Below are 25,598 nucleotides of genomic sequence, written 5' to 3' on the forward strand. Positions count from 1 at the left end.
GTTATCCTCACACCCTTTAACCGGCACCCACCCCATGACGGATCGCATCGTCACCCCCGCAGCCACCCCCACCGACGACGAGGCACTGGAGCGGTCCATTCGCCCCCAGCGGCTCGCCGATTATGAAGGCCAGCCCGTGGCGCGGGAGCAGATGGAGATCTTCATCTCGGCCACCCGAGCCCGGCAGGAGGCTCTGGACCATGTGCTCATCTTCGGTCCGCCGGGGCTGGGCAAGACCACCCTGTCCCATATCATCGCCCAGGAACTGGGGGTGAACCTGCGCCAGACCTCCGGCCCCGTGCTGGAACGCCCCGGTGACCTGGCCGCACTGCTCACCAACCTGGAACCGCGGGATGTACTGTTCGTTGACGAGGTTCACCGCCTCTCCCCGGTGGTGGAGGAGGTGCTCTATCCGGCCATGGAGGACTTCCAGCTGGATATCGTCATCGGCGAGGGGCCGGCAGCCCGGTCCATCAAGATCGACCTGCCGCCGTTCACCCTGGTGGGGGCCACCACCCGAGCGGGGCTGCTGACCTCCCCCCTGCGTGACCGTTTCGGGATCGTGCAGCGCCTGGAGTTCTATGCCACCGAGGACCTGGCGCGCATCGTGACCCGCGCCGCTGGCATCCTGGGTGCGCAACTGGATGCCACCGGGGCCCTGGAGATCGCCCGCCGCGCCCGGGGTACACCGCGCATCGCCAATCGGCTGTTGCGCCGGGTGCGTGACTACGCCCAGATCAAGGCGGATGGCGTGATCACCGCAACGGTGGCTGATCAGGCCCTCAAGATGCTCAATGTGGACGCCAACGGCTTCGATGCCCAGGACCGGCGCCTGCTGATGGCGGTGATCGAAAAATTCGACGGCGGGCCGGTGGGCGTGGATAGTCTGTCGGCCGCCATCGGTGAGGAGCGGGGCACCATAGAGGATGTGCTCGAGCCCTATCTGATCCAGCAGGGTTTTTTGATGCGCACCACCCGGGGACGCATGGCCACCAGTCATGCCTATCGTCATTTTGGCCTGCGCGTGCCCGTGGCCCTGGAGGCACGCAGCGCCCAGCCTGATCTGCTCGATACGTTCGAGGCCCCCGCCGATGGTGAGCCGAACGCCTCCTGAAATCGATTTTCCACCTCAAAATGTGAACTGCTCTCGTGTCCCGATCCTCTCAAAACAGCACAATATCCCCGGCCTTTCGGTGGCCCTTGCGCGTCTATTATGAAGACACCGACGCGGGCGGCGTGGTGTTCTACGCCAACTACCTCAAATTCATGGAACGGGCCCGCACCGAGTGGCTGCGTGAGTTGGGGTTCGAGCAGCAACGGCTGATGGAGGCGCAAGGCGTGATGTTTGCCGTGCGCAGTGCCCAGCTGGATTACCTGCGTCCGGCCATACTGGATGACGCCCTGACCATCACCTCCCAGGTGGTCGACCAGCGCCGGGCCAGCCTTCGGATCCATCATGAGGTCTGGCGGGGTAGTGAGGGCGACGCACCGGAACTGTTATGCCGCGGCGAGGTCAAGATTGCCTGTCTGGATGCCAGGCAGTTCACCCCCCGCCCGATCCCCGACAACCTTGCCGCCCTCATGCATGCCGGAGACCCGCAGTGAGCCTTGATCTGTCCCTTTATCGCCTGATCCTGGAGGCCAGCCTGATTGTCCAGGTGGTGATGCTCATCCTTGTGCTGGCCTCGGTTTTTTCCTGGATGATCATTGCCCTCAAGTGGCGAGTGTTGCGGGAGGCGCGTCGGGAGGCGGACGTGTTCGAGGAGCGTTTCTGGTCTGGAGCGGACCTGTCCCGGCTTTATGAGGATTTGCGTCGCAAGGAGGCAGTGGCCGGGTTGGAGCATGTGTTTGCCGTGGGGTTCAAGGAGTTCCTGCGGGGGCGTCGCCTGGCACGGGATGCCGCCGGTGGCGCTCTGGTGGCGGCCAGCACCCAGCGTTCCATGCGGGTGGCCGTTTCCCGTGAAGTCGACAATCTGGAGAGCTATCTCACCTTCCTGGCGACGGTGGGATCCACCAGCCCGTACATCGGGCTGTTCGGCACCGTGTGGGGCATCATGCATGCCTTTATTGGTCTGTCGGGTGTACAGCAGGCCACTCTGGCCATGGTGGCCCCGGGGATTGCCGAGGCCTTGATCGCCACCGCTCTGGGTTTGTTCGCCGCCATCCCGGCGGTGATTGCCTATAACAGCTACTCCGCGGACATCGACCGTCTCATGGCCCGCTATGAGAACTTTTCGGAGGAGCTCTCAGCCCTATTGCAGCGCCAGTTGGGAGCCGGCACGCAGGAGACGGGGGAGGCGCCCGCCTGATGGCCGAGAGGGTCTCGCCGCGGCGGCGCCGCCGCTCCATGTCCCAGATCAACGTCGTGCCCTTCATCGACGTGATGCTGGTGCTGCTCATCATCTTCATGGTCACCGCGCCCCTGTTGCAACAGGGGGTGGAGGTGGATCTGCCCCAGGCCGATGCCGAGAACCTGGATCCGACCCCCGAGCAGGGCGAGCCCATCGTCGTGACCGTGTCCCGGGACGGCCGGATGACCCTGAATCAGGGGCCCCGGGTGGGTGAGGCGCTGGAGCGGGATGAGTTGCGAGGCATTGTTGGTGACCTGCTCAGCCAGCAGCCGGGCACGGATGTTTTTGTGCGCGGCGACCGTTTCGTGGATTATGGTCGGGTCGTGGATGCCATGATCAGCGTTCAGGCCGCGGGGGCCGGGCGTGTGGGGCTGATCACCGATCCAGCCGAACAGGACGGTTGATGGCATGTGGTCATTGCTGACGGGGCATCGCCGCCTGTTCGTGTGGGTGCTGTCCATCCATGTACTGTTGTTTCTGGTGCTGGGGGTGAACCTGCACTTCAAGGCCAGTGCCGACCCCACCGCCCGTGGCGAACAGGCTCAGGTGGAGGTGGTGGAAGCGGTGGCGATGGATGGTGAGACTTTCGACCGTGCCCGGCAGGCTCGGGAAGAGGCACGGGAGGAAGCGCTGCGACAGGCCAGGGAGCAGATCGAGGCCGAGCGCCGTCGTGAGGAGGAAGCACGGCGCCAGGAGGCGGAGCGTCGTGCCCAGGCCGAACAGGCGCGACGCGAGGCAGAACAACGTGCCCAGGCGGAACGGGAACGTGCCGAGGCCGAACGGCAGGCCAGGGAGCAGCGCCAGCGTGAGGAGGCGGAACGGCAGGCCCGTGAACAACGGGAGCGTGAAGAGGCAGAGCGCCGTGCCCAGGCGCAGCGTGAACGTGAAGAGGCGGAACGCCGCGCCGAGGAAGCACGCCGGCAGGCCGAGGCGGAGCGCCGCGAGCAGGAGCGCCAGGCCGAGGAAGCGCGCCTCCGGGAGCGGATGGAAGCGGAGCAACGGCGCCTGGAGCAGGCCGAGGCCGAACGCCAGCGTGCTGCCCGGCAACGGGAGCTGGACCGACAACAGAGTGAATATGCAGCAGCGATCCGCTCTGCCGTGCAACGCCACTGGCGACGCCCTGACGGGCATCGCTCCGGGCAGAGCGCAGTGGTGTTCGTCCGTCAGTCGCCCGGTGGTTTCATCCAGCAGGTGAGGGTGGAACAATGCACGGGAAACGCCATGTTCTGTGAATCGGTGGAGCGCGCCGTGCGTCTGGCCGAGCCGCTGCCGTCGCCACCGGACCCGGATCTGTTTGTCCGGGAGATCCGTTTCACCTTTGAACCGAGTTGAACAGTACCCTGGGTATCATGGTGCATCTTTTGAATTCATCCTCAAGGCCATGCTCCGGCACCTTCATCCCCAGCCCTTTCCCCGGCGGGGAGAAGGGGGCATCACTCTCATTTCCCGTGTCAACCCGATGAAACCACTTAAAACACTCTTCCTGCTGCTCCTGCTCACCCTCCCCCTGGCCGCCCAGGGCGCCCTGGAGATCCGTATCACCCAGGGGGTGGAGGGTGCCATGCCCGTGGCCATCGTGCCCTTCGCTTGGGATGGGGGGGCCTCGCGCCCTCCAGAAGATGTGGCCGGCATCATTGCCGCCAATCTCAACCGCACTGGCCGCTTCAGTCCCCTCGACCAGGAAGAGATGCCCCAGCGCCCCCGCGCGGCCGACGAGGTGAGCTTTGCCACCTGGCGTGATCAGGGCAGTGAATACCTGGTGATTGGTCGCGTTCAGGAGGCCGACGGCGACCGCTACGCCGTGCGCTTCCAGCTCTTCGATGTGGCCTCAGGGCGCCAGCTCACCGGCTACAGCATCCCCGTGGAGCGCAGTCATCTGCGCCGCGCCGCACATATGGTCAGCGACATCATTTATGAACGCCTGACCGGCGATCGTGGTGCCTTTGATACCCAGGTGGCCTATGTGAGCCTCACCCGGCAGGACGGGGATTTGCGCTACGCCCTGCAGGTGGCCGATGCCGACGGCCACAATCCCAAAACGGTCTTTAGTTCCAGCGAGCCGATTCTGTCTCCAGCCTGGTCGCCGGATGGCCGCCGCATTGCCTATGTCTCATTCGAGAACCGACGCTCCGAGATCTACATCCAGGATCTGGACGGCGGCGACCGAACCCGTGTGGCCAGCCATGAGGGCATCAACAGTGCGCCGGCCTGGTCGCCGGACGGCCGCCGTCTGGCGCTGACGCTGTCCAGGGAAGGTCAGCCGGATATCCATGTATTGAACCTGGCTGACCAGTCTCTGACCCGGGTGACTCAGCATCGCGCTATCGATACTGAACCCACCTGGATGCCCGATGGCCGTTCCATCGTCTTCACTTCCGACCGGGCCGGTCAGCCCCAGCTCTACGAGGTGTCTGTCCGGGGAGGAGAGGCCCGGCGCCTTACCTTCGAAGGGCGCTACAATGGCGGGGCCGACATCTCGCCGGACGGTCGTCGCCTGGCCATGGTGCATGGTGCCGGTAGCCGTTTCCGCATTGGCCTGCTGGACCGCGAATCGCGGCTGTTCCGCACGCTGACCGACAGCGGCATGGATGAGTCCCCCAGTTTCGCCCCCAATGGCAGCATGATCATCTACGCCACCTCGGAGGGCGGTCGCGGGGTGCTGGCGGCGGTCAGTGATGACGGTCGCGTACATCAGCGTCTGGTGCTGGAAGAAGGCGAGGTCCGCGAACCCGCCTGGTCACCCTTTCTTGATTGAACTCACGTTTTACGCATCGTTTACCGAGGTCATACCCCATGCTGAATACCCTTGTCAGGCTTCAGGCCGTGAAGATTCTTTTGGTGCTGGTGGTGGTGGGCACCCTGGGCGCTTGCGCCACTGCCGACCGGCATCCCGCGGGCACTCCCGCCGATGAGTGGCCGGGCGGGACGGATCAGGACGCCCGCGCACCCGGCAGCCTGGACCCGGATGTGGAAGCACGTCCCCTGGGCCGGGATGATCGCCCCCTGGCGCAAGCCCTGGACGACCCGGATAGCCCCCTCTCTACTCGCGTGATCTATTTCGAGTTCGACCGCGATACGGTGCGTTCCGAGTTCGTGGATGTAATTGCTGCCCACGGCGACTACCTGTCTCGTCACAGTGAGGCCCGCGTGCGCCTGGAGGGACATACCGACGAACGTGGTACCCGGGAGTACAACCTGGGCCTGGGCGAGCGCCGGGCCCAGTCCGTGCGCCGCATGCTCATGCTGCAGGGGGCGCGTGATGAGCAGATTCAGGTGGTCAGCTATGGAGAGGAAATGCCGGCGGAACTGGGCGACAATGAAGAGGCCTGGGAGCAAAACCGCCGCGTGGAGATTGTCCATGAGGGTGGCCGGTGATGTCGGGTCGCCTCTTTCCTTTTCTTGTGTTCGGTGCCCTGCTGGTGGGAGGTGTGTCGGGCCCCGCGCATGCCCAGGACCGGTTGGCGCAACTGGAAGAGCGCCTGGAGCGTCTGGAGCGCATCCTGGAAAATCAGGCGCTCATGGAGATGCTCAATCGCGTGGACAGCATGGATCGGGACCTGCGCGAGTTGCGGGGCGAGTCGGACGCCCTGCGCCATGAACTGGAAACAGTGAAGACGCGCCAACGGGATCTCTACCTGGATGTGGACCAGCGGCTGGAGCAGCTGGAGCAGGCCAGCTCCAGCCGGCAGGACAGCGAGGCATCGCCGGAATCCGAAGCACGATCAGGGCAGCAGAGGTTGGTAGACCCTCAGGATGCCGGCGATGATCGTCAGGCCTATCAGGATGCCTTCAACCTCCTGCGGGAGGGGCGGCATCGTCGCTCCATTGAAGCCTTTCAGTCGTTTCTGGAGCGTTATCCCGACAGCCCCTTGGCTGCCAATGCGCAATACTGGCTGGCCGAAGCCTTTTACGTAACCCGGGACTTTGAACAGGCCCTCCAGGAATTTTCCAGGGTGCTTGAAGAGTATCCCGACAGTAATAAGGGGGCCGATGCCCAGTTGAAGAAGGGGTTCACGCATTTTGAACTACAGCAATGGGAGGCTGCTCGCGAACAGCTCACCCAGGTGAGGGATGAGCACCCCGGCACCACCGTGGCACGCTTGGCGGAACAGCGCCTGGCTCGCCTGGCTGAGCGCTCCGACTAAGCCCGGATGGCCCCCAAGGCCGCACCCCACCCTGTGGGAGCGGCCCTCGGCCGCGAACAGCGGAGTCACCGGCGCCTTTGGCGTCGCCGGTGGCTTCAGTATCTCCAGTGCCACCGACTTCTAAAATGGACACACCCACCTCCCCATCCGCGAACCCAGCCCTCCCCGGCTTGAGGATCACCGAGATCTTCCTCTCACTTCAGGGGGAGTCCCGCAGTGTGGGCTGGCCCACCGTGTTCGTCAGGCTCACCGGCTGCCCGCTGCGCTGCGACTACTGCGACACTGCCTATGCCTTCACCGGGGGAGAAGTCCTGCCGCTGGCGGACATCCTCAAGAAGGTGCAGGCCTACGGGGTTCGCCATGTCTGCGTGACCGGCGGCGAGCCTCTGGCCCAGCCCGCCTGCCTCCAGCTGCTGAGTGCCCTGTGCGATGCCGGTCATGAAGTCTCCCTGGAGACCAGCGGTGCCCTGGATGTTTCCGCCGTGGACCCCCGGGTCATCAAGGTGATGGACCTCAAGACCCCGGGTTCTGGCGAGGCCGCCCGCAACCGCTGGGACAACCTCGTCCACCTGTCGAGCAAGGATCAGGTCAAGTTCGTGATCTGCGATCGGGCGGATTACGATTGGGCGTGTGAGGTGCTCGCCCGTGATGGTCTCACCGACCGGGTAGAAGTCCTGTTCTCCGTCGCCTTCGGGGATCTGGCCCCGGGCACCCTGGCGGACTGGATCGTGCAAGACCGCCTGCCAGTGCGTTTCCAGTTGCAGCTCCACAAGGTCCTCTGGGACGATGCCCGCGGCAGATGACACAAAGCCCCTCTACCGCCGGCAGCAAAAAAAGATCGAGGGAATCACCATGAAAAACGCCGTCGTCCTCCTCTCCGGAGGTATGGACTCTGCCACTGTTCTGGCCCTGGCCCGCGCCAAGGGCTTTGACTGCCATTGTCTGAGCTTTCGCTATGGTCAGCGTCATCACGCCGAACTGGTGGCCGCTGCCGAGCTGGCGCAATCCCTGGGTGCCGCCGACCATCGGGTCGTGGACCTTAATCTGGGGCTCTTCGGTGGCTCAGCCCTCACCGATCAGGCCATACAGGTGCCCGATGCCCCCTCCGATGGCATTCCCGTCACCTATGTGCCCGCCCGGAACACCGTCTTTCTGTCCATTGCCCTGGCCTGGGCCGAGGTGCTCGATGCCCGGGACATCTTCATCGGCGTCAATGCCGTGGACTATTCCGGTTACCCCGACTGTCGCCCCGAGTTCATTCAAGCCTTCGAGATCATGGCCAACCTGGCCACCAAGGCCGGGGTGGGCGGCGATCAGTGCCATATACGCACGCCGCTGATTGACCTGACCAAGGCCGAGATCATCCGTCAGGGCGTTGAGGCCGGTGTGGACTTCGCCCGAACCGTTTCCTGCTACAGCGCTGACGATCAAGGCCGGGCCTGTGGCGTATGCGATGCCTGTCGCCTCCGGGCCCGGGGCTTTGCCGAGGCCGGCCTGCCCGACACCACCCGCTACCGCCCCTGATCAGCCTCCCCAAGCCCCATTGATCCGCCCATTCAAAACACTGAATGGGTACGATCGGCTTCGCTGTTGCAAAATGTCAAACCATGATAAGAAGAGTCCGGGCTTTGAGGCCCAAGGACATGGGCGCACAGACGTCCGACGCCACCTGCAGGAGGAGATAACATGGTATTCGAGAGCTTTACCACGGCCGCGGCTGTGGTGCTGACATCCATTTTTGTGCTCGCCTTCATCTTCGGTGCGGTCGCCAACAAGACCAACTTCTGCACCATGGGTGCCGTCTCCGACTGGGTCAACATGGGTGACCTGGGCCGCATGCGGGCCTGGCTGCTGGCCATTGCCGTGGCGATGCTGGGGGTGATCCTCTTCGAGATTTTCGGCATGGTGAATGCCGATGGGGCCTTCCCCCCCTACCGATCACCTCAGTTCCGCTGGATCGAGCACCTGCTGGGCGGCCTGATGTTCGGCATTGGCATGAGCCTGGCCAGTGGCTGTGGCAACAAGATCCTGGTGCGGGTGGGCGGCGGCAATATCAAGTCCATCATGGTGCTTCTGGTCATCGCCGTGATCGCCTACTTCATGGTCAATCCCTTCCCGGGCACCTCTCATACCCTGTATTCCACCCTGTTCTACCCATGGATGAACCCCCTGGCCATCAACCTGGGTAACCAGCAGGATCTGGGTTCCCTGGTGGCAGGGACCGAGCACGGCGCCATCGCCCGCCTGATCATTGGTCTCATCCTGGCCGCAGGCCTCCTGTTCTTCATCTTCAAGAGCCGTGATTTTCGCCGGAGTTTCGATAACATTCTTGGCGGCGCGGTGATTGGCCTGATGGTGGTGGGGGCCTGGTACGTGACCAGTCAGGCCATGATCGACGATGGCTTTGGTGGCCAGAACACCCTGAGTGCGTATGTTCAGGATTGGGATTTCCTGGCAGATGATCCGGATGCCCGACCCGCCGAGGCCGCCCCCTGGTCGGCTCAGTCCTTCACCTTCATCAACCCCATGGGTCAGAGTCTGCGCTATGTGGGCAGCGGTTTTGATTCGGCGGTACTCTATATCGGCGTCATGGCGCTGGTTGGAGTCATCGTGGGTTCCCTGTTCTGGGCGTTGGTCACCAAGGCATTCCGTATTGAGTGGTTTGCCTCGGTGAGGGATTTCCTCAATCACTTCGTCGGTGCCATTCTGATGGCCTTTGGCGGGGTGCTGGCCATGGGGTGCACCATCGGCCAGGGTATCACCGGCATCTCCGCCTTGGCCCTGGGCGGTTTTCTCACCTTTGCCAGCATCGTCTTCGGCGCCGCCCTGACCATGAAGATCCAGTATTACAAGATGCTCCATGAAGATGAAGCCAGCTTTGGTAAGGCCTTCGTCACCAGTCTGGTGGACATGCGCCTGCTCCCGGGGAAATTGAGGAAGCTGGAAGCCATGTGACCTCCGACACCCTCCAAGCCCTTGCAATGCCCAAAAACTTCAGTACAATACGTGCCCTTTCCGGCCCCCTGCCGGAGTGCATGATCCCTTTCCCGGAACATCAGTTCATGGGTCGTTAGCTCAGCTGGTAGAGCAGTGGACTTTTAATCCATTGGTCGTAGGTTCGAATCCTACACGACCCACCACATTGAAAAGAAAAAAGGGGACAGATTTATTTTCCCGCCTTCCCGGCGGGAAAATAAATCTGTCCCCTTTTTTCTTTTTTCGCTTTAACTCAGTGATCCAGCTTCTTGTCGGTAAATAGCCACTCGCGCAATTCCTTGTCGAATGTCGGGTCGCGTCGACGAATCCATTCCAGGACCATGGCGGCGTGCTCTTTTTCCTCATCGGCATTGTGCTGAAGGATGGAACGGAGCTCGGTATCCTTGCAGGCATCGACGCGCTGGTTGTACCAGTCCACGGCTTCCAGCTCTTCCATTAGCGACACGATGGCCCTGTGCATGTCGCGGGTCTCGTCGCTGAGTTCGTCAATGGGCTCGTGATAGCCTTCGTTCGCCATGCCTTTGCTCCGGTGTTTGCATTGTGATCTCGGGCCTCAATACTACAGACATTCGCCGCCGGTTTAACCCCGTGTCAGTGGGCTGCGACTCCGTTCCCCTGGTCTGGAGGGAGGTATCGGCCTCCTCCTCTGGATGAGGCAATAGGAAGGGTGTGAAAACGGGCGGTGTAACGGATAATGTGCGCCCGGAATACATCAATGGAGCCTCACCTTGGATCTTTTCCAGACCTTGATCCTCGCCCTGGTACAGGGCCTGACGGAATTTTTACCCATCTCCAGTGCGGCCCACCTGATCCTGGTGCCCGAACTCACTGCCTGGGAGGACCAGGGGCTGACCTTCGATGTGGCCACCCATGTGGGTAGCCTGACGGCCGTGATCCTCTACTTCCGGGTGGAATTGCGCCGCATGGCAAGCCACTGGGCTGGGTCGCTGGTGGGTCGGGGGTTCACCCCGGATGCCAAGCTGGCCTGGGCCGTGGGGTTGGGCACCATCCCGGCGGGGCTGGCCGGACTCCTGTTCCATGATGTGATCGCCACCCACCTGCGATCGGTGGAAGTGATCATCTTCACGACCATCGCCTTCGGCCTGCTGCTGGGGCTCGCGGACTGGCGCGGGCGCCGCCTCCGGGATGAATATCAGATTGGCTGGGTGGATGTACTGGTCATCGGTCTGGCCCAGGCCCTGGCGCTGATCCCCGGGGTGTCCCGCTCCGGTGTCACCATGACCGCCGCCCTGTTCATGGGCTTCAACCGTCAGGCGGCGGCCCGCTACTCCTTCCTGCTCTCCATCCCCATCATCGCCCTGGCGGGTGGCTATGAGACCTGGGGACTCATCCAGGCCCCGGAGGACAACGTCGCCTGGTCGATGATCCTGATCGGTGCCCTGGTGGCCGGCATCAGCGCCTATCTGTGCATTCACCTGTTCCTCAAGCTGCTGGCCCGGATGAGCTTCCTGCCCTTCGTCGTTTATCGGTTGCTGCTGGGGGCATTCCTGATCTTCATGTTCTGGTAGATCCTGTTCGGGAGGGGGCATGGCCGATGGGTTCCACTATGTGAGCAACCGCCTGAGGTTTCTGGGTCAGACCTTTCATGCCTATCGCTATACCCAGACCGGCCGGGCCACCGATGGGGTGTATCTGGACCGGCGGAGTCTGTGGCTGTCCGCCACCTACGACTTCTGATTTGAAGCGGGCAGGTCCCTGTGGGAGCGGCCCTCGGCCGCGAAAGCCCTGGCCTGAAAGTACCCGGCTGCGACATTCGCCGGCAGGCCGGCTCCCACGGGATACCGCGATACCCACCCGCCAGGCCATCGACCCCGGACACCCCGCCCGGGCCGTTCGCGAACGGCCCCTACGAGGGAGGGGGCATACGCCGGTGCGGCAATGGGAGACCGAGGGCAGGTTGCGTCTTGATCTGATCGACTGAGGGGAATGCGGTGGATGAGGCATTGGCCTGATCACGTTATCATGATGGGGTTTTTCTGATCCCATTGATGGAACCCCGCATGAACCAATCCAAGGTCGAAGTGATTCAGGATGGCGCCCGGGTCTCCTGGCCGGGCGTGACCACCTCGCTGGGGGTCCTGGTGTTGTTCATTCTCATGGTCTCGGTGACCTGGCCCCGGATCGAGTACTGGATTTCAGGTATGGGGACCATCCAGATCGGCCTTCTTGCCAGTCTGGTGGCCGGGCTATTCACCGCCGTGGGGGCCATCCCCATCTTCTTCCTGCGCCGCATCCCCCAGTCGGTGGAGGATGCCATGATGGGCTTCGGCGCCGGGGTGATGCTGGCGGCCACCGCCTTTGAGCTGGTGCTGCCCGCCGTGGAGGGCGCCGAGGCTCAGTATGGTGTCGTGGGCATGGCGATCCTGGTGCTGGCGGTGGGCATGGGGCTGGGCGGTGGCTTCTTGCTGCTGCTGCATCGGCTGGTGCCCCATGAGCACTTCATGATCGGTCCCCAGAGCGGCGCGGATCCCATGAAGATTCGCCGTGTTTACCTGTTCATCTTTGCCATTGCCCTGCATAACCTGCCCGAAGGGCTGGCGGTGGGGGTCGGTTTTGGTGGTGATGTGAGTGATGGCATGACCCTGGCCGTGGCCATCGGCCTGCAGAACATGCCCGAGGGTCTGGTGGTGGCCATTGCCCTGTTGTCGCTAGGGTATAGCAAGATCACGGCCTTTGGAGTCACCCTGTTGACCGGACTGGTGCAGCCGGTCGGTGGGCTGATGGGGGCGGTGGCGGTGTCGGTGATGGAGTTCCTGCTGCCCTGGGGGCTGGCGTTCGCGGCGGGCGCCATGCTCTTCGTGATCAGCCACGAGATCATCCCCGAATCCCACCGCAAGGGTCACGAGGCCAAGGCGACGCTTGGGGTGCTGATCGGCTTCATCGCCCTGATCGCCATCGACCTGTCGTTGGGGTAGGCATATCAGGTTCTGTTGGCGCCATGCCAAGGAACCGTGCCTCCCCTGGTCCTGGATGCTATCGGGTAGCCGGCGGTGAAATGCGTTCCATCAGGTAACACAGGCAGTCCTGGCGGATGATGTTTTCATCCAGGGTGAGCATGGAGGGCATGACCCGGCGCGTGAGCACCAGGCGGTCGCGGACGGTATCGAAGTATCGGGAGGTGACGTCCGCGCCTTGCTCATCTCGGGCCACCAGGTGCGCAAGGTGGGCTGAATTGACCTTGGCCAGCACGGTGCCCGAGGGCAGTTCCCGGAAGTTCATGTGATCCAGATCCGGGGCAAAGTTCAGGTCCGCATCGCCTTGCGTGAAACTGATGCTCACCGAGTCGCGAACCTTCACCTGTGCCACGGTGTGGAACAGATCCAGGTCATGATGGGCCACTGGAGAGTCGGGGATCTCCGCCAGGTTCAGACAGGCGCGGAGGTAATCGCGGGCGTGCTCGATGCCATGGGTGTCCTCCGGCTTGCCGCACTCCAGAGTGACCGCCGGACAATGGGCGGCCAAAGCCATGGACTGCACCCCCCGGGGGCGGATGAAGTAGACCACGGTCCGGCTAAACAGCGTGGCCAGTTGCAGAAAGCGGTGGTCTAGCCGATTGACGCAGGCGTAATGAGGGTTCAGTCCGGTATTGTTGTGTACATCAATGCTGGCGAACAGCGGCCCTTGGGTGAGGGTCTCCACCACCTGACGCATCAAGGCGGTCTCCGGGCAGTCCGGGTGGTCCGTACCCGGCCAGACCCGGTTGAAGTCCGGTTGATCCGGCAGGTGGCGTGCGCCTTCGGCGGCTGCCTGCACATTGCCCACGAAGAGGTAGAGGGAGCGGGGCAGTCCGGATGGGGGCAGGTCCCGCAACAGGGCTTGAACGGCCTGCAGGCCCACGGGTTCATTACCGTGCAACAGAACGGAAATGAACAGCGGCGGCTCACGTCGACCCTTGAGGTGAATCAGGGTGGGTTCTGGCAGCAGTTCATGGATTCGCCCGGGTGGGGTCTGCGTGAAGCCTTCGGGGAGTGTGTTGCGGTACCTGAGCATGAGATTGCCGTTACGGCAGGGGCCATTGGTGGATCGGTTCATCGGTCATCTGCTGGAGGCGGTAGGCCCGGGTCAGGCCCGCCATGTCCGGACCATGGGTCTTGACCCAGGCCCTTTGCCAGTGGCTGCCGGTGGTGCGGGCCTGAACCCGCTCCGCGACCACTTCCAGATAGTGGTGAGCGTCTGCCTGGGTCACGCCCAGGTGCTGCAGGCCGCGGCGCGCCCGGGGCAGCAGGTCCTGCAGGATCAGTTCCCGGGCGCTGATGCGCTCCTCGGAATCCCAATGCAGCTGTGACTCCAGGCCGTGCCGGGCAGCCAGGTAGAAGTTGTCCTTGGCAGTGGCAAAGTCGATCAGGCCCTCGGCGCCCCCGGCGGTACTCACCAGATCCTCCACCAGCCCGTAAAAGAAGGCCGCGTTGGCGATGCTGTCCGTGAGTGTGGGGCCGGCGGGCACGACCCGGTGTTCGATACGGATATGGGGTCTACCGCTGGGGCCAAAACCGATCAATGGTCGGTTCCAGCGCCAGATGGTGCCATTGTGCAGGCGCAGGTGGGCAAAGGTTTCCGGTGGCGTATCGCCGCACATGGGCAGCAGCGGGGGGAAGTGGTCCAGGTTTTCCTGGAAGCACTCCATGATGGACTCCCGGGCATAGTCTGAGCCAAAGCTTACCCGGCGCATGGGGCCGCGCGCGGCATCCTGATAGCCCCCGACCTCCACCGCCTGTTCAAATACCGGGATGCGGGTCTCTTCCCATAAATCCTTGCCGAACAGGTAGGGAGCATTGGCGCTCAACGCCACCATGGGGGCCGAGATGGCGATGGCGGCGTTGTACACTCGGTGGGCCGCTTCCAGAGGGGTTTGCAGGTGGATCTGAAACGAGGTGGTGGCGGCCTCGAGCATCACGTCCTTGTGATCATGCTTCAGATGTTCCCGGCCATTGATGTCCAGGTGTACCGGCCTGTCCTCGCGGGACCGGAAGACCTGTCGATTCAGGGCCCGGTAGCGTTTCATGGCGGACATGTTCTTCAGGCACAAATCCTGGGGCATCAGGGTGGGCAGGATGCCGATCATGAGGAAATGGGCGTCCAGGGATTCGGCAGTGTCGCAGGCGCGTTCCCAGGTGGTACGGATCTCCTGGTGCAGAGTGGTCAGCACCCGATGGCGGAGTGGGTGGGCCTGGGTATTGAGTTCCACATTGAAGCTGGCCAGTTCCGGGGTGGCCATGGGGTCGTCGAAACGGGCCAGGAAGCGCTCATTGAGGCTGGCGGGGGATTCGTCAGCATTCACGAGCCAGGCCTCGATTTCGAACCCGGCCATGGGATGGCCGCTGCCGAAGTCACCCCGGGCAGCCATCTCCCGGGCCAGGCGCGTCTCCTCGGCCACGCGTTTCCGGAAGCGCTCGGTATCACGGGGGGTGAAGCGCGTGTTGTCGATTTCCTGGCCCACGGGCATTACCGGACGGGAGACTTCCCGATCGTGCTTGAAGGGCGGGGCCAGGTCAATCCAGCCTGGATGGGGCGTATTCAGTTGTCGGGCGGGTCGTACTGGGATTCCAGTAAATCGCACCATGCCTTTTCATGATGTTCCATGAATTGCAGCAGTTCATGGCGAAATTGCAGGATGTCCTTCTCGAAGGCGGCGAAGTCCTCGCCACCGCCCAGAACCTGCAGGCTGCGTTCCACATGCAGCAGGGTGTCACGCAGGTTCAGGCTTGCAGCCATGGCCCCCTTCACCCGCTCCCGGGGCTGGGGGATCCAGCGACGGTCGCGGGTGAGGGAGGCCAGATGCTCACCCAGCTCCAGCCAGCGCTTGCGCAGGCGGGGCAGGGTGCCGATCTTCGAGGTCTTGAGATCCCCCCAGAGGCTGGTCTCCATCAGGGCCAGCCACTGGGCACGCAGGTGCTTGACCGTGGCCGGGTCGAACTCGAACGAGGCTTCGACGATGCGGGGGTCCAAAACGGCGCCTAGAAGCCGTCGGTGGAGGTGAACAGGCCCACGCGCAGATCCTTGGCGGTGTAGATCAGGCGGCCATCCACAAAGACCTGGCCATCCGCAATGCCCAGCACCAGCTTACGGGTGATTACACGCTTGACGTCCACCTGGTAGTCCACCTTGCCGGCTGAGGGCAGCACCTGACCCGTGAATTTCACTTCGCCCACGCCCAGAGCCCGGCCGCGGCCCGGGTTGCCGATCCAGGCCAGATAAAAGCCCACCAACTGCCACATGGCATCCAGCCCCAGGCAGCCCGGCATCACCGGGTCGCCCGGGAAGTGGCAGCCGAAGAACCACAGATCCGGATTGATATCCAGCTCGGCGCGCATCTCTCCCTTGCCATAGGCCCCGCCTTCGTCGCTGATATGGGTTACCCGATCCATCATGAGCATGTTGGGCACAGGCAGTTGGGCGTTGCCCGGGCCGAACATCTCGCCGTGGCCGCATTGGAGGAGTTCGTCGCGCTCGTAGCTGTTTTTTCGCATGTGGGATTGGTCGGTCCAGTAAGGAGCCGCCTATTGGACCGGATTCGGTGGGGTGGCACAAGCCCCGAGCCGGCAGCGAACAAAAGGACACGCGGCAACCTGATGGGATCAGGGTGGCGACGGAAAGCCCGTTCCATTAGGATTCAGCCGGTGCTATTCAAGAATGAACGCCCGGCCCGTCAAGAGACGACCCGGCCGGGGTTGAGTATGCCTGCCCCCCGAGGGGCAGGCGGCCTGCGCCCCCGCTGACCGGATCCCTGGATCCCGACGGGCGGGGAAGGTTTATGTTCAGGGGTTCAGGGGAAGTCATGAATCTTGCGTTGATCGTGATGCTGCCGTTTCTCGGAGCACTCCTGCCGGGTCTGATGATCCGGTCGGGCCGTAATGCCTGTGCAACCGCCACGGCGTCGGTGACCGTGCTCGCCCTGGGGCTGCTGCTGGTGCATGCCCCGGCCGTGCTGCAGGGCGAGACGATCAAGGCCGGTTGGGACTGGCTGCCGGGGCTGGGCCTCAATGTCAATTTCTTCCTGGATGGTCTGGGCTTGCTGTTTGCGGGGCTGATCCTGGGCATCGGCTTGCTGATCATCATTTACGCCCGTTTCTACCTGTCCGAAAAGGACCCCATGGGCCTGTTCTACACCTACCTGCTGCTCTTTCAGGGCGCCATGGTGGGGGTGGTGCTGTCAGACAATATCCTGCTGCTTCTCATCTTCTGGGAGCTGACCAGTCTCTCGTCATTTCTGCTGATCGGTTATTGGAAGCATCTGCCCGAGGGGCGTCAGGGAGCAAGAATGGCGCTGGCGGTCACGGGGGGCGGCGGTCTGGCCATGATCGCGGGGATGCTGATCCTGGGGAATATTGCCGGCTCCTACGAGCTTTCCGTCATTCTCGGCGAGGTGGAAAAGATCCAGGCCTCACCCCTCTATCTACCCGCTCTGGTGCTGATTCTGATCGGGTGCTTTTCCAAAAGCGCGCAGTTCCCATTTCATTTCTGGCTGCCCCATGCCATGGCGGCGCCCACACCGGTGTCTGCCTATCTGCATTCGGCCACCATGGTCAAGGCGGGGGTCTTCCTGCTGGCCCGTCTTTGGCCGGTCCTGGCAGGTACCGATGCATGGTTCTATCTGGTCACCACCACCGGCTTGTTCACCATGGTTCTCGCGGCGGGGATTGCCCTGTTCAAGGATGATCTCAAGGGCCTGCTGGCCTATTCCACGGTGAGTCATCTGGGGCTGGTGACCATGCTCTTCGGGCTGGGTACCCCCATGGCCGCGGCGGCCGGTGTTTTTCACATCATCAATCACGCCACCTTCAAGGCTGCGCTCTTCATGAGTGCGGGCATTGTCGATCATGAGGCGGGGACGCGGCATATTCCCCGCTTGGGTGGCCTGATGCACTTGATGCCCATTACAGCCACCCTGGCGATGCTGGCGGCGGCCTCCATGGCGGGTGTGCCCTTGCTGAATGGTTTCCTGTCAAAGGAAATGATGCTGGAACAGACGACGCATGCCCAATGGGCCGGTCTGCCCTGGCTGATCCCGTTTGCGGCGACGTTGGGCGCGTTACTTTCCGTGGCCTACTCGCTGCGTTACGTGGTGCATGTCTTCATGGGGCCCAAGCGGACGGACTATCCTGCCAAACCTCATGATCCGAGGCCGGGTTTCTGGCTGCCGCCAGCCATTCTGGTGCTGCTGGTGGTTCTTATCGGGCTCTTTCCCGAGGCGATGGCAGGTCCGCTGGTTCGGGCTGCGGGGGCAGCCGTCACGGCGGGGGCCCTCCCTGAGTTGCATCTTGCCATCTGGCATGGCGTGAATAGCGCGCTGGTGATGTCCATGCTGGCGCTGGCGGGTGGCCTGGTCGTGATCCTTCGATACCCAGAGGTATGGGCCCGCTGGCGGGCCGGTCCCCACCCCGAGGCCAAGTCCATGTACGATGCGGTACTGGCCCGGGTGGTCAAACTGACCCAGTTCGGGATTCACTCAGCGCACAATGGCTCGTTACAGCGCTATCTGGCCCTCATGGTCATCGCGTCCATTGTGCTGGGTTACGTGGGCTTCACATCGGCGGAGCATGTTGCAGGGCAACGCGAGACCCTGGTGTTTTCTCCCTTGGCCCTGGTGCTGTGGGTGCTCTTGGCCGGCGCCTGCTGGCTCCTGGTGACCCGGCATCGGCAACGCCTGCTTGCGGTGGTGGCGGTGAGTGTGGTGGGGCTGATCGTCTCCGTCGGGTTTCTCTATTTTTCCGCGCCTGACCTGGCTCTCACCCAGATCTCCGTGGAGGTGGTCACCACGGTTCTGATGCTGCTGGCCTTGTACTTCCTGCCCAAACGCACACCCGTGGAGAGTTCTCCGGTGCGAAGGGGCCGGGATGGGGTGCTGGCTGCGTTGGCTGGTCTGGGGGTGGGCGGCTTGTGTTGGGCTGTCCTGACCCGGGACTTCTCCACGCTCTCCGGTTATTACCTGGAACAATCAGTGCCAGGTGGGGGCGGTACCAATGTGGTCAACGTCATCCTGGTGGATTTCCGTGGTTTTGATACCTTCGGCGAGATCATCGTGCTCGGGATTGCCGCCCTGGCAATCTATGCACTGCTCGATGGCGCCTTGCGGGGGTCTGCCGGGGCACGCCTGGAGGCCTGGCAACCGGATATGCCTCGCGCGGCGGACCGACATCCGATGATGATGGTGGTGGCCACACGGGTGATGTTGCCCTTGGCCCTGATGGTCGGCGTGTATATCCTCTTGCGCGGCCACAACATGCCCGGGGGCGGCTTCATCGCCGGTCTGGTGGTGTCCATCGCCTTGATCATGCAGTACATGGCCAGTGGTTTTCAGTGGGCCGCATCCAAGATGCGGGTCGATTACGACGCGCTGATCGGGCTGGGCATTCTGCTGGCGGGTGCCACGGGCATTGCGGCCATGGTCACGGACCATCCGTTCCTGACTTCTGCCCACGACTACGTTTACCCGCCTCTGATCGGGAAAGTGGAACTGGCCAGTGCCATGGCCTTTGACGTGGGGGTATTCCTGACCGTGGTGGGGGCCGTGATGCTGGCCTTGGCGCAGGTGTCACGACTCGGGCTGGTGGCAGGGCATGAGCCGGCCAACATCAGCCCCATGGATGTGGATCCCTCCACATCAACCCAGGATCAGCGGGGCACTCGCTGAGATTCTGCCCTGGGTCTGACCCCGGGTAACCGAAAAGCTGAGATTGAGAGAGCGTGATCAATGGAGTTTCTCGTGGCCAGTGCGGTCGGGCTGATGACGGGTGCCGGTGTGTACCTGGTGCTTCGTGCGCGCACCTTTCCTGTGGTGTTGGGGCTTGCCCTGATCACCTACGCGGTGAATGTCTTTCTCTTTACCATGGGTCGCCTGGCGGTCAACCTGCCCGCGGTGATCAGTGACGATGCGGCCGGCTATGCCGATCCCTTGCCACAGGCCCTGGTGCTGACGGCCATCGTGATCTCGTTCGGCATGACGGCTGTGGTGGTGGTCATGGCCTTGCGGGCCTACCTTGAGGGGGATACCGATCACGTGGATCTGGCCGATCCGGACTCTGGGGACGAGGGGGATCGCTCATGAATCACTGGATCATCCTGCCGATTCTGTTGCCGGCGATCGTGGCGCCGATGCTGGTGCTCGCGGTGCGCCACGATGTGGTGCTGGCACGTGTCTTCTCACTGGCATCCGCCGTGTTGCTGGTGCTGGTGGCCGGTATCCTTTTGGGCCTGGCGGTGAATGGGGGCCCCCACATATACGCCCTGGGCAACTGGGCCCCACCCTTCGGCATTGTCCTCGTGCTGGATCGCCTGTCGGCGCTGATGCTTCTGTTGACTTCCTTCCTGGCGGTGGGCGCCCTGCTTTTCGCCGTGGGAGGAGCGGATAAGCGTGGTCGCCACTTCCATGCCCTGTTCCAGCTGCAACTCATGGGCGTGAATGGGGCCTTTTTGACCGGAGATCTTTTCAACCTGTTCGTCTTCTTCGAGGTCCTCCTGATTGCCTCCTACGGATTGATGGTGCATGGCGGAGGGAGTCAGCGCCTGCGGGCTGGTGTGCAGTATGTGGTGGTCAATCTGGTGGGCTCCTCCCTGTTCCTGATCGCGGTGGGGCTGATCTACGGCGTGACCGGCACCCTGAACATGGCTGACCTGGCCGTGAAGGTGGCCACGATGGAGGCGGGTGATCAGGCATTGCTGCAGACCGGGGGACTGTTGTTGTTGCTTGTGTTCGCCATCAAGGCGGCCATGGTACCGGTACAGTTCTGGCTGCCGGGGACCTATGCCCTGGCCCCCGCGCCTGTAGCGGCCCTGTTTGCCATCATGACCAAGGTGGGTGCCTATTGCATCATACGGGTGCATGGTCTGGTGTTTGGTGAGGGGGCAGGCGAAGCCGCTCATCTGATTCACGACTGGCTCTTGCCGGCGGCCCTGATCACCCTCGTGGTCGGCATGACCGGTGTACTGGCCTCTCGCCGATTGGGGCAGATGACGAGTTTTGCCGTCATTGGCTCCATGGGCATGATCATGGTGCCTGTGGCCCTGTATACCCACGAGGCCCTGTCCGCGGCCCTTTACTACCTGGTCCATTCGACCCTGGCCGCAGGGGCCTTGTTCTTGATCGTGGGCCTGGTGGCAGAGCGTCGGGGAAGCCTGCAGGATCGGCTGGTGGTGGGGCCGGTGTTCGCTCAGTCGGGGCTGCTTGCCGCGGGGTTTTTCATGGCTGCAGTGGCCATGGCCGGCTTGCCTCCCTTGTCAGGGTTTTTGGGCAAGCTCCTCATACTGGACGCGGCGCGGGATGTGGATGCCAATGTCTGGATCTGGACTGCGATTCTGGCATCGTCTTTTCTGGCCATTGTGGGTTTTGCGCGGGGGGGCAGTACGCTGTTCTGGAAACCGTCCGCCATGGAACGTGAGTTTGATGGCGTCCATGAACCGGCCGGGGGGGCCGTGCCCTTCGTGGCGGTCGGCATACTCCTGGCCGGCCTGGTGATGTGGACGGTCCTCGCTGGGCCGGCCACGCATTACCTGGACGCTACCGCGACACAATTGCTTGACCGACAGCGCTATATTGATGCGGTGTTGAATTGAGCCGGATGGTTGAAGGGGAGAGGATTGATGGTGCCTGAAAAACAAAGCCAGAACTTCCGCCAGCGCTGGTTGCCCCACCCCCTGCTGACGTTGACGCTGGTGGTGGTCTGGATGCTGCTGCTCAACAGCTTCACGTTGGGCGGATTTCTCCTGGGCACCGTTCTTGGGGTGTTGATTCCCATTGCAACCAGCCATTTCTGGCCGGGGCGCCCCCTTTTGCGGGCTTATGGAAAGATGATGGCTTTCCTGGGTATCGCGCTCTGGGACGTATTGGTGGCAAACGTGATGGTGGCCCGTCTGATCCTGTTCAGAAGGCCGGAGAGTCTGGCCACGCGCTGGGTCGCCATGCCACTGGAGTTGCGTTCCCCTGAGGCAATCACATTGCTGGCAGGGACGATCTCCCTCACGCCAGGCACCGTGAGCAGCGATCTTTCCGCCGATGGCCGGACGTTGCTGGTGCATTGTCTGGACGCACCCGATGCGGAGGTGGCAGTGCGGGATATGAAATCGCGTTACGAGGCGAGACTCATGGAGATCTTCCCATGATTGAATATGCTTTGATTTTTGGCTTCTTTGCCGTCTCGGTGGCGCTGCTGATGAATCTATGGCGCCTGATTCAGGGGCCCACGGTGGTGGATCGTCTGCTGGCCGTGGACACCATGGTCATCAATGTGATTGCCTTGATCATTCTTCAGGGGATGTATCAGCGCACCACCCTGTATTTTGAGGCCGCCCTGCTACTGGCCATGTTCGGGTTCGTCTCCACCGTGGCCTACTGCCGATTTTTGTTGCGCGGCGACGTGATTGAGTGACCGGGAGACCTGACGATGGCGATGTGGCTGGAATTCCTGATTTCCCTGCTGATTGTGGTGAGCGGGATCTTCATCCTGGTGGGCTCCCTGGGCCTGCTGAAGTTACCGACCCTGATGACGCGACTGCATGCCCCCACCAAGGCCACGACCCTGGGAGTGGGAGGGGCCTTGCTGGCGTCCGTGGCGTTTTTTCTGGGTGGGGAACGTACGCTGTCGGTCCATGAACTGCTGGTCACCGGCTTTTTGTTCCTGACAGCACCGGTTACCGCCCATTTCATCGCCAAGACCTACCTGCATCTGTACCCCGAGGAGCGTAAAACGCTCCCTGTCCTGCCCGAGCCGCAACAAGGCTGGAGTACCTACGTGGCGTCTCGGTCCCCTCGGGCGGACGAGCAGCAGGACAGCCCTCACGAGTGAGCGGTTGTCTCCTGCTGCCTAGGCATCCCAGCGCAACTGAGCCAGCTGGGAGCGCGTGAAAAAATGTCCCTGTCGCATGAAGCCGGCCACGATCCCGTCCTTGAGTGCAGTGATCCGGCCGTATTCGTCGCGTTCCAGCACCCAGTGGTCCGGTAACCCATCCAGCAGATGGATCAGGGCCAGGGAACCGTCGTCATTGATGGAGAGATGGGTCTCGTGGGTGTGCGTATCCATGAAGGCGGGAAGGAAGCCCAATACCGCATTGGCGGCCTTCATGTCCGGAAATTCACGATACGCGGCCCATTGCATGCCGGCTGGCCGTTCAAGTTGGCTTCTGTTCATGGGATGTGACCTTGATCTTCCAGAGTGCAGATTGTCTTTATCAGGCTAGCGGCATGGGGTGGAAGAACTTGAGGGCATTGCCAGAAAGGTCGTCGGTTGGGTCATAATCGGGACCCGCTTAATCACGCCTGCGTGTTGCACGTGGGCCTTGGGAGATCCTATGCCCTTTGAAGGTCTGATCGGCTTCTGGGCCGACAGCTTGAGTCTGTCCATCGGAATCTGGGTGGTGATTCTGATGACCCTGGCTTACGGGGCGCGTGCCTGGGCACATCGACTGATCCATGAGACTGCGCGGTTCACGAGTCTGCTGGCCCGATATATGGCCCGTGCGGTGCGAAGGGCAACCGTGCGTCTGCGGCGCTGGTATTTACGTTATCTGCGGGGTGTGGAGGCGAGACGTCTCGAGGGACGCGTGGAGCGCGTGTACCGTGACATTCATGGACGGGTCAATCGTGATTTGGGGGGCTTCCCGGCCCTGCAGCAACGCATCCACCGGCATATCGATGCCCTGGAACACGACTACCATTCAGCCCATGATCAGGTGCCCGAAGAACCTGGCTGGATGCGCACGGCCAATGCGCTGGCCGCAGCGCCGCCCAAGGCGGATCCCCGGGTTGGGCAGGTACTGGAAGAGATTCATGACTCCCTCGCGCGATCCGGCCGTGAGGCCCTGGAGGAGTACCGGCGTGCCAGCCAGTCCCGGATGGAGATCCTCAAGGGACTGCTGCCCGCCTGGCGTGAGGTGGGAGATCACATCCAGCAGATGGAACGTGTCGTCAGAGGCGTGAGCGATCAGACCAAAAATCTGGACAGGATGGTGGGGCAATATCGTCGCCTGGCCCAAGGCGGTGTGCCAGCGCGAACACTGACCCTGGCATCCTTTGGGACGCTGGCCGTGAGTGGCCTTGTTCTGGTCCTTCTCGGGTTGTGCGCGGCGGTGCTTTTTTTCCTGGTGGTTCCCCCCATGGAGCAGGTGCTGGGAGGCGCGCCCGGCAGCAGCGTTGCACCGTGGGCCGTGGCTTCATTGGTGCTCCTTCTCCTGCTCGGTGGCGGCATGATGACGGAGGCGCGACAGGTCAGTCGTATCATTCCGGCTTTTGGCGCCATGGATCCACGTGGGCGGCAGTGGGCGTTTACAGTGGGTTTGATGCTGGTGGTGCTGACCGTGCTACTGTGCGCGACCCTGGCGGCCAGCCGGGACTTCTATGTGGCTCAGGGCGACGCCCTGCACATGCTGCTGGAGGGGGAGCCCGAGTTACTCTGGCCCGGGGTGGACTGGCTCTCCACCTTGACCCGATTGGCTCTGGGGGGATTGCTGCCCTTGCCGCTCATGCTGATTGCACTTCCTCTCCAGGCCTTCATGCAGTCGGTCGCTGTTGTGGGGGTGGGCTTTGTCCTGCTGTGCCTGAGCCTGATGGAAACCCTGCTTGGAGGGTTCGCTTTGGGCGCACGGCTTTCAGAAAGGTTGTTGAAGGCCCTGTACGAACTTCTGATCTTCCCGCCACTTCTCATGGAGCGAGGATACCGGGCCTGGTGTCGCAAGCGCTCCACGGACCCGCGTGAATCCTCGTCGGCACGCATGCCTGCCGAATTGCTGACGCTTCCGGAGGTTCCGAGCGGGCGGAAGGGCCCAGGTGCAAGCAATCATGACAAGCCCTGATCAGCATTGCTCCCAGGGCAAGCCGTGATATCGCCAACCGTCCATGCTGGAGCGGTGGTGATTTTCGTCCAGTTCGCCCTCGAATCCCTCGGCAATGTGATACACCCGGGGGATGCCCTCGTCCACCAGTGCCCGCCCGGCCTCCAGGGAGCGCTTCCCGCTGCGGCAGATCAGGATCACCGAGGCCCCGTTGTCAGCCTCACTGGCGGCGGCGCCACCCAACAGGAGTTTGCGCACCTCTGGCACAAAACGCGGATTGCGGGTCCAGTCCGGCTCGTCCATCCAGGGGATGTGAAGGGCGCCTTTGGGGTGGCCCACAAAAAGGTATTCCATGCTCGAGCGGATATCCACCAGCAGGGTCTTGGCATCAGACTGGAGCATCTCGTAGGCTTCCCTGGGGGAGAGGTTGATGGGATCATTCTTGGACATGGGTGCCGTGCTTCCTCGCAAAGGGATGAGTTCTGGTAAAGTGTGGCCGCGCGGCGGCCCCTGATGAGACACACGGGCGTCATCTGCCCGAATGTGAGTCGCACGCGCTCCGGTGACACCGCCTGGGCGGGTGCCCCGGATTCTCGCTGATCTGGGCGAAAATTGCGAAAGGACAATACTTGTGGAACGCGCGCTAGTCATTTTTTTCGGTCTGCTACTGGGGCCGGGTCTGCTGCTATCCAGCTGGTCCATGCCCGCCCATGGTCAAAGCACGGCCTATGTCAGTGACGAACTGGAAATCGCGGTGCGAAGGGGTAAGACCTTCCAGCATCGCATCTTGCTGTTTCTGGACAGCGGTGATCGGGTCACCGTGCTGGAGGATGACGGCGAGGGTTATACGCGTATCCGTACAGAGGGAGGCACGGAAGGCTGGGTGCAGACACGCAATCTTTCGGAGCAGCCGCATGCACGCGAACGGGTGGCCGCCCTGCGCGCTCAGACGGCGTCATTGGAAGAGCAGCGTGACGCATTGGCCGAGCAGGTGCGGTCGTTAGAAGCAGACAAGGCCCGGGAGAGCGAACGCGCCGATACCCTTTCCGCCCGGGTGGTGGAGCTGGAAGAGGAGCTGGAAGCGTTGCGTGATATTGCCGCGGAGCCTCTGGAGAAGGCCAGGCAGAACGAAGCGTTGCGAGAACAGTTGGCGGGTGAACAAGAACGCGTGGGCGCCCTGCTGGAGGAGAATCGTCGGTTGCGCGACGATGATCGCAAGGACTGGTTCTTGTATGGTGCCGGCGTGTCGATTGGCTGTCTGATTCTCGGGATCCTGCTGACTCGGGTCCGATTCCGCCGACGTACTTCGGGCTGGATCGATTGA

At 62.7% G+C, this 25,598-nt stretch carries 29 protein-coding genes and 1 tRNA gene; 23 read left to right on the top strand and 7 right to left on the bottom strand.

Annotation, left to right across the window (positions count from 1 at the left end; all coding sequences use genetic code 11):
* Positions 1 to 34: 34 nt before the first annotated feature.
* The 12 genes from ruvB to BMY52_RS03460 all read left to right on the top strand — a co-directional run bounded on the left by ruvB (position 35) and on the right by BMY52_RS03460 (position 9,636).
* Positions 35 to 1,114 carry a Holliday junction branch migration DNA helicase RuvB gene (ruvB, locus tag BMY52_RS03405; RefSeq protein WP_090250946.1) on the top strand — a complete coding sequence of 360 codons (1,080 nt, stop codon included), beginning with the start codon at positions 35 to 37 and terminating at the stop codon, positions 1,112 to 1,114.
* A 62-nt stretch (positions 1,115 to 1,176) separates the two neighbouring features.
* The gene (ybgC, locus tag BMY52_RS03410) at positions 1,177 to 1,605 is read left to right on the top strand and encodes a tol-pal system-associated acyl-CoA thioesterase (RefSeq protein ID WP_090251151.1); all 429 of its coding nucleotides are present in this window, start codon (positions 1,177 to 1,179) and stop codon (positions 1,603 to 1,605) included.
* Positions 1,602 to 2,309, top strand: coding sequence for a protein TolQ (gene tolQ, locus BMY52_RS03415; protein WP_090250949.1), 708 nt, complete (start codon positions 1,602 to 1,604; stop codon positions 2,307 to 2,309). Before ybgC ends, tolQ begins: the two co-directional genes overlap by 4 nt.
* The gene (gene tolR, locus BMY52_RS03420) at positions 2,309 to 2,755 is read left to right on the top strand and encodes a protein TolR (RefSeq protein ID WP_090250951.1); all 447 of its coding nucleotides are present in this window, start codon (positions 2,309 to 2,311) and stop codon (positions 2,753 to 2,755) included. The genes tolQ and tolR overlap by 1 nt, the downstream gene beginning before the upstream one ends.
* A 4-nt stretch (positions 2,756 to 2,759) precedes the next feature.
* Complete coding sequence (tolA, locus tag BMY52_RS03425; protein WP_090250954.1) at positions 2,760 to 3,683, top strand: cell envelope integrity protein TolA; 924 nt, start codon at positions 2,760 to 2,762, stop codon at positions 3,681 to 3,683.
* A gap of 127 nt (positions 3,684 to 3,810) precedes the next feature.
* A complete protein-coding gene (gene tolB, locus BMY52_RS03430) occupies positions 3,811 to 5,106 on the top strand; it encodes a Tol-Pal system beta propeller repeat protein TolB (protein ID WP_090251154.1) in 1,296 nt (431 codons plus the stop codon).
* Positions 5,107 to 5,144: 38 nt separating this feature from the next.
* A complete protein-coding gene (pal, locus tag BMY52_RS03435) occupies positions 5,145 to 5,726 on the top strand; it encodes a peptidoglycan-associated lipoprotein Pal (RefSeq protein WP_090250957.1) in 582 nt (193 codons plus the stop codon).
* On the top strand, positions 5,726 to 6,496 hold the full coding sequence (ybgF, locus tag BMY52_RS03440; protein WP_245740536.1) for a tol-pal system protein YbgF: 771 nt from the start codon (positions 5,726 to 5,728) through the stop codon (positions 6,494 to 6,496). Before pal ends, ybgF begins: the two co-directional genes overlap by 1 nt.
* Positions 6,497 to 6,621: 125 nt before the next feature.
* Positions 6,622 to 7,299, top strand: coding sequence for a 7-carboxy-7-deazaguanine synthase QueE (queE, locus tag BMY52_RS03445; RefSeq protein ID WP_090250960.1), 678 nt, complete (start codon positions 6,622 to 6,624; stop codon positions 7,297 to 7,299).
* Between the two features lie 43 nt (positions 7,300 to 7,342).
* Positions 7,343 to 8,020, top strand: coding sequence for a 7-cyano-7-deazaguanine synthase QueC (gene queC, locus BMY52_RS03450; RefSeq protein ID WP_218140387.1), 678 nt, complete (start codon positions 7,343 to 7,345; stop codon positions 8,018 to 8,020).
* A gap of 162 nt (positions 8,021 to 8,182) precedes the next feature.
* Complete coding sequence (locus BMY52_RS03455; RefSeq protein ID WP_090250962.1) at positions 8,183 to 9,451, top strand: YeeE/YedE family protein; 1,269 nt, start codon at positions 8,183 to 8,185, stop codon at positions 9,449 to 9,451.
* A 109-nt stretch (positions 9,452 to 9,560) separates the two neighbouring features.
* Positions 9,561 to 9,636: transfer RNA gene (locus BMY52_RS03460), tRNA-Lys, on the top strand.
* An 89-nt stretch (positions 9,637 to 9,725) separates the two neighbouring features.
* Here the strand turns inward: BMY52_RS03460 and BMY52_RS03465 are convergent.
* Positions 9,726 to 10,010: an encapsulin-associated ferritin-like protein gene (locus BMY52_RS03465; RefSeq protein WP_090250964.1), complete on the bottom strand. Its 285-nt coding sequence runs from the start codon at positions 10,008 to 10,010 to the stop codon at positions 9,726 to 9,728.
* Positions 10,011 to 10,221: 211 nt separating this feature from the next.
* Between BMY52_RS03465 and BMY52_RS03470 the strand changes: the two genes are divergently transcribed.
* The 3 genes from BMY52_RS03470 (at position 10,222) to BMY52_RS03475 (ending at position 12,429) form a co-directional block, all read left to right on the top strand.
* Positions 10,222 to 11,022 carry an undecaprenyl-diphosphate phosphatase gene (locus BMY52_RS03470; protein WP_090250967.1) on the top strand — a complete coding sequence of 267 codons (801 nt, stop codon included), beginning with the start codon at positions 10,222 to 10,224 and terminating at the stop codon, positions 11,020 to 11,022.
* A 19-nt stretch (positions 11,023 to 11,041) separates the two neighbouring features.
* A complete protein-coding gene (locus BMY52_RS15350; RefSeq protein ID WP_177169823.1) occupies positions 11,042 to 11,191 on the top strand; it encodes a hypothetical protein in 150 nt (49 codons plus the stop codon).
* A 323-nt stretch (positions 11,192 to 11,514) separates the two neighbouring features.
* Entirely contained in the window at positions 11,515 to 12,429 is a 915-nt protein-coding gene (locus BMY52_RS03475; protein ID WP_090251161.1) for a ZIP family metal transporter, read from the top strand.
* A gap of 58 nt (positions 12,430 to 12,487) precedes the next feature.
* Here the strand turns inward: BMY52_RS03475 and BMY52_RS03480 are convergent, their stop codons facing one another.
* From BMY52_RS03480 to fabA, 4 genes are read right to left on the bottom strand one after another with little or no spacing between them, the layout of a single operon-like run.
* Positions 12,488 to 13,504: a M14 family metallopeptidase gene (locus BMY52_RS03480; protein WP_090251163.1), complete on the bottom strand. Its 1,017-nt coding sequence runs from the start codon at positions 13,502 to 13,504 to the stop codon at positions 12,488 to 12,490.
* A gap of 10 nt (positions 13,505 to 13,514) precedes the next feature.
* Positions 13,515 to 15,074 carry a glutamate-cysteine ligase family protein gene (locus BMY52_RS03485; protein ID WP_342707674.1) on the bottom strand — a complete coding sequence of 520 codons (1,560 nt, stop codon included), beginning with the start codon at positions 15,072 to 15,074 and terminating at the stop codon, positions 13,515 to 13,517.
* Positions 15,029 to 15,460, bottom strand: a complete 432-nt coding sequence (locus BMY52_RS03490; RefSeq protein ID WP_090250969.1) for a hypothetical protein — start codon at positions 15,458 to 15,460, stop codon at positions 15,029 to 15,031. Before BMY52_RS03490 ends, BMY52_RS03485 begins: the two co-directional genes overlap by 46 nt.
* An 8-nt stretch (positions 15,461 to 15,468) precedes the next feature.
* Positions 15,469 to 15,981: a 3-hydroxyacyl-[acyl-carrier-protein] dehydratase FabA gene (fabA, locus tag BMY52_RS03495; protein WP_090250972.1), complete on the bottom strand. Its 513-nt coding sequence runs from the start codon at positions 15,979 to 15,981 to the stop codon at positions 15,469 to 15,471.
* Between the two features lie 308 nt (positions 15,982 to 16,289).
* On the opposite strand from fabA, the gene BMY52_RS03500 reads away from it, so the two are divergent.
* The 6 genes from BMY52_RS03500 to BMY52_RS03525 are packed head-to-tail and all read left to right on the top strand — an operon-like array spanning position 16,290 to position 22,293.
* On the top strand, positions 16,290 to 19,145 hold the full coding sequence (locus tag BMY52_RS03500; protein WP_090250975.1) for a monovalent cation/H+ antiporter subunit A: 2,856 nt from the start codon (positions 16,290 to 16,292) through the stop codon (positions 19,143 to 19,145).
* Between the two features lie 60 nt (positions 19,146 to 19,205).
* Entirely contained in the window at positions 19,206 to 19,559 is a 354-nt protein-coding gene (locus BMY52_RS03505; RefSeq protein ID WP_090250977.1) for a Na+/H+ antiporter subunit C, read from the top strand.
* Positions 19,556 to 21,064: a monovalent cation/H+ antiporter subunit D gene (locus BMY52_RS03510; protein ID WP_090250980.1), complete on the top strand. Its 1,509-nt coding sequence runs from the start codon at positions 19,556 to 19,558 to the stop codon at positions 21,062 to 21,064. Before BMY52_RS03505 ends, BMY52_RS03510 begins: the two co-directional genes overlap by 4 nt.
* Positions 21,065 to 21,091: 27 nt before the next feature.
* Positions 21,092 to 21,610, top strand: coding sequence for a Na+/H+ antiporter subunit E (locus BMY52_RS03515; protein WP_090250982.1), 519 nt, complete (start codon positions 21,092 to 21,094; stop codon positions 21,608 to 21,610).
* Positions 21,607 to 21,876 (top strand): K+/H+ antiporter subunit F, encoded by a 270-nt coding sequence (locus BMY52_RS03520; RefSeq protein ID WP_090250985.1) that lies wholly within the window; start codon positions 21,607 to 21,609, stop codon positions 21,874 to 21,876. The genes BMY52_RS03515 and BMY52_RS03520 overlap by 4 nt, the downstream gene beginning before the upstream one ends.
* A gap of 15 nt (positions 21,877 to 21,891) precedes the next feature.
* Positions 21,892 to 22,293 (top strand): Na+/H+ antiporter subunit G, encoded by a 402-nt coding sequence (locus BMY52_RS03525; protein WP_090250988.1) that lies wholly within the window; start codon positions 21,892 to 21,894, stop codon positions 22,291 to 22,293.
* 18 nt (positions 22,294 to 22,311) lie between these two features.
* Here the strand turns inward: BMY52_RS03525 and BMY52_RS03530 are convergent, their stop codons facing one another.
* Complete coding sequence (locus tag BMY52_RS03530) at positions 22,312 to 22,635, bottom strand: hypothetical protein (RefSeq protein ID WP_090250990.1); 324 nt, start codon at positions 22,633 to 22,635, stop codon at positions 22,312 to 22,314.
* A 160-nt stretch (positions 22,636 to 22,795) separates the two neighbouring features.
* Between BMY52_RS03530 and BMY52_RS03535 the strand changes: the two genes are divergently transcribed.
* Positions 22,796 to 24,295 (top strand): hypothetical protein, encoded by a 1,500-nt coding sequence (locus BMY52_RS03535; protein ID WP_090250992.1) that lies wholly within the window; start codon positions 22,796 to 22,798, stop codon positions 24,293 to 24,295.
* Here BMY52_RS03535 and BMY52_RS03540 read toward each other — a convergent pair whose 3' ends face one another.
* Positions 24,296 to 24,724, bottom strand: coding sequence for a rhodanese-like domain-containing protein (locus BMY52_RS03540; RefSeq protein WP_090250994.1), 429 nt, complete (start codon positions 24,722 to 24,724; stop codon positions 24,296 to 24,298). It lies immediately after the preceding gene.
* A gap of 181 nt (positions 24,725 to 24,905) precedes the next feature.
* On the opposite strand from BMY52_RS03540, the gene BMY52_RS03545 reads away from it, so the two are divergent.
* The gene (locus tag BMY52_RS03545) at positions 24,906 to 25,598 is read left to right on the top strand and encodes a TIGR04211 family SH3 domain-containing protein (protein WP_245740538.1); all 693 of its coding nucleotides are present in this window, start codon (positions 24,906 to 24,908) and stop codon (positions 25,596 to 25,598) included.

It is taken from the genome of Ectothiorhodospira marina (assembly GCF_900109495.1).
GTDB classification, from domain to species: domain Bacteria; phylum Pseudomonadota; class Gammaproteobacteria; order Ectothiorhodospirales; family Ectothiorhodospiraceae; genus Ectothiorhodospira; species Ectothiorhodospira marina.

Excerpts from the sequence above, each read along its gene's own strand:
- BMY52_RS03480 (WP_090251163.1), bottom strand. The coding sequence starts at position 13,504 with ATGCTCAGGTACCGCAACACACTCCCCGAAGGCTTCACGCAGACCCCA.
- pal (WP_090250957.1), top strand. The coding sequence starts at position 5,145 with ATGCTGAATACCCTTGTCAGGCTTCAGGCCGTGAAGATTCTTTTGGTG.
- BMY52_RS03535 (WP_090250992.1), top strand. The coding sequence starts at position 22,796 with ATGCCCTTTGAAGGTCTGATCGGCTTCTGGGCCGACAGCTTGAGTCTG.
- BMY52_RS03505 (WP_090250977.1), top strand. The coding sequence starts at position 19,206 with ATGGAGTTTCTCGTGGCCAGTGCGGTCGGGCTGATGACGGGTGCCGGT.
- tolA (WP_090250954.1), top strand. The coding sequence starts at position 2,760 with ATGTGGTCATTGCTGACGGGGCATCGCCGCCTGTTCGTGTGGGTGCTG.
- BMY52_RS03510 (WP_090250980.1), top strand. The coding sequence starts at position 19,556 with ATGAATCACTGGATCATCCTGCCGATTCTGTTGCCGGCGATCGTGGCG.
- tolR (WP_090250951.1), top strand. The coding sequence starts at position 2,309 with ATGGCCGAGAGGGTCTCGCCGCGGCGGCGCCGCCGCTCCATGTCCCAG.
- tolB (WP_090251154.1), top strand. The coding sequence starts at position 3,811 with ATGAAACCACTTAAAACACTCTTCCTGCTGCTCCTGCTCACCCTCCCC.
- BMY52_RS03465 (WP_090250964.1), bottom strand. The coding sequence starts at position 10,010 with ATGGCGAACGAAGGCTATCACGAGCCCATTGACGAACTCAGCGACGAG.
- BMY52_RS03525 (WP_090250988.1), top strand. The coding sequence starts at position 21,892 with ATGGCGATGTGGCTGGAATTCCTGATTTCCCTGCTGATTGTGGTGAGC.
- BMY52_RS03515 (WP_090250982.1), top strand. The coding sequence starts at position 21,092 with ATGGTGCCTGAAAAACAAAGCCAGAACTTCCGCCAGCGCTGGTTGCCC.
- fabA (WP_090250972.1), bottom strand. The coding sequence starts at position 15,981 with ATGCGAAAAAACAGCTACGAGCGCGACGAACTCCTCCAATGCGGCCAC.
- BMY52_RS03455 (WP_090250962.1), top strand. The coding sequence starts at position 8,183 with ATGGTATTCGAGAGCTTTACCACGGCCGCGGCTGTGGTGCTGACATCC.
- ybgF (WP_245740536.1), top strand. The coding sequence starts at position 5,726 with ATGTCGGGTCGCCTCTTTCCTTTTCTTGTGTTCGGTGCCCTGCTGGTG.
- BMY52_RS03520 (WP_090250985.1), top strand. The coding sequence starts at position 21,607 with ATGATTGAATATGCTTTGATTTTTGGCTTCTTTGCCGTCTCGGTGGCG.
- BMY52_RS03475 (WP_090251161.1), top strand. The coding sequence starts at position 11,515 with ATGAACCAATCCAAGGTCGAAGTGATTCAGGATGGCGCCCGGGTCTCC.
- queE (WP_090250960.1), top strand. The coding sequence starts at position 6,622 with ATGGACACACCCACCTCCCCATCCGCGAACCCAGCCCTCCCCGGCTTG.
- ruvB (WP_090250946.1), top strand. The coding sequence starts at position 35 with ATGACGGATCGCATCGTCACCCCCGCAGCCACCCCCACCGACGACGAG.
- BMY52_RS03485 (WP_342707674.1), bottom strand. The coding sequence starts at position 15,074 with ATGGTGCGATTTACTGGAATCCCAGTACGACCCGCCCGACAACTGAAT.
- BMY52_RS03540 (WP_090250994.1), bottom strand. The coding sequence starts at position 24,724 with ATGTCCAAGAATGATCCCATCAACCTCTCCCCCAGGGAAGCCTACGAG.
- BMY52_RS15350 (WP_177169823.1), top strand. The coding sequence starts at position 11,042 with ATGGCCGATGGGTTCCACTATGTGAGCAACCGCCTGAGGTTTCTGGGT.
- BMY52_RS03500 (WP_090250975.1), top strand. The coding sequence starts at position 16,290 with ATGAATCTTGCGTTGATCGTGATGCTGCCGTTTCTCGGAGCACTCCTG.
- BMY52_RS03530 (WP_090250990.1), bottom strand. The coding sequence starts at position 22,635 with ATGAACAGAAGCCAACTTGAACGGCCAGCCGGCATGCAATGGGCCGCG.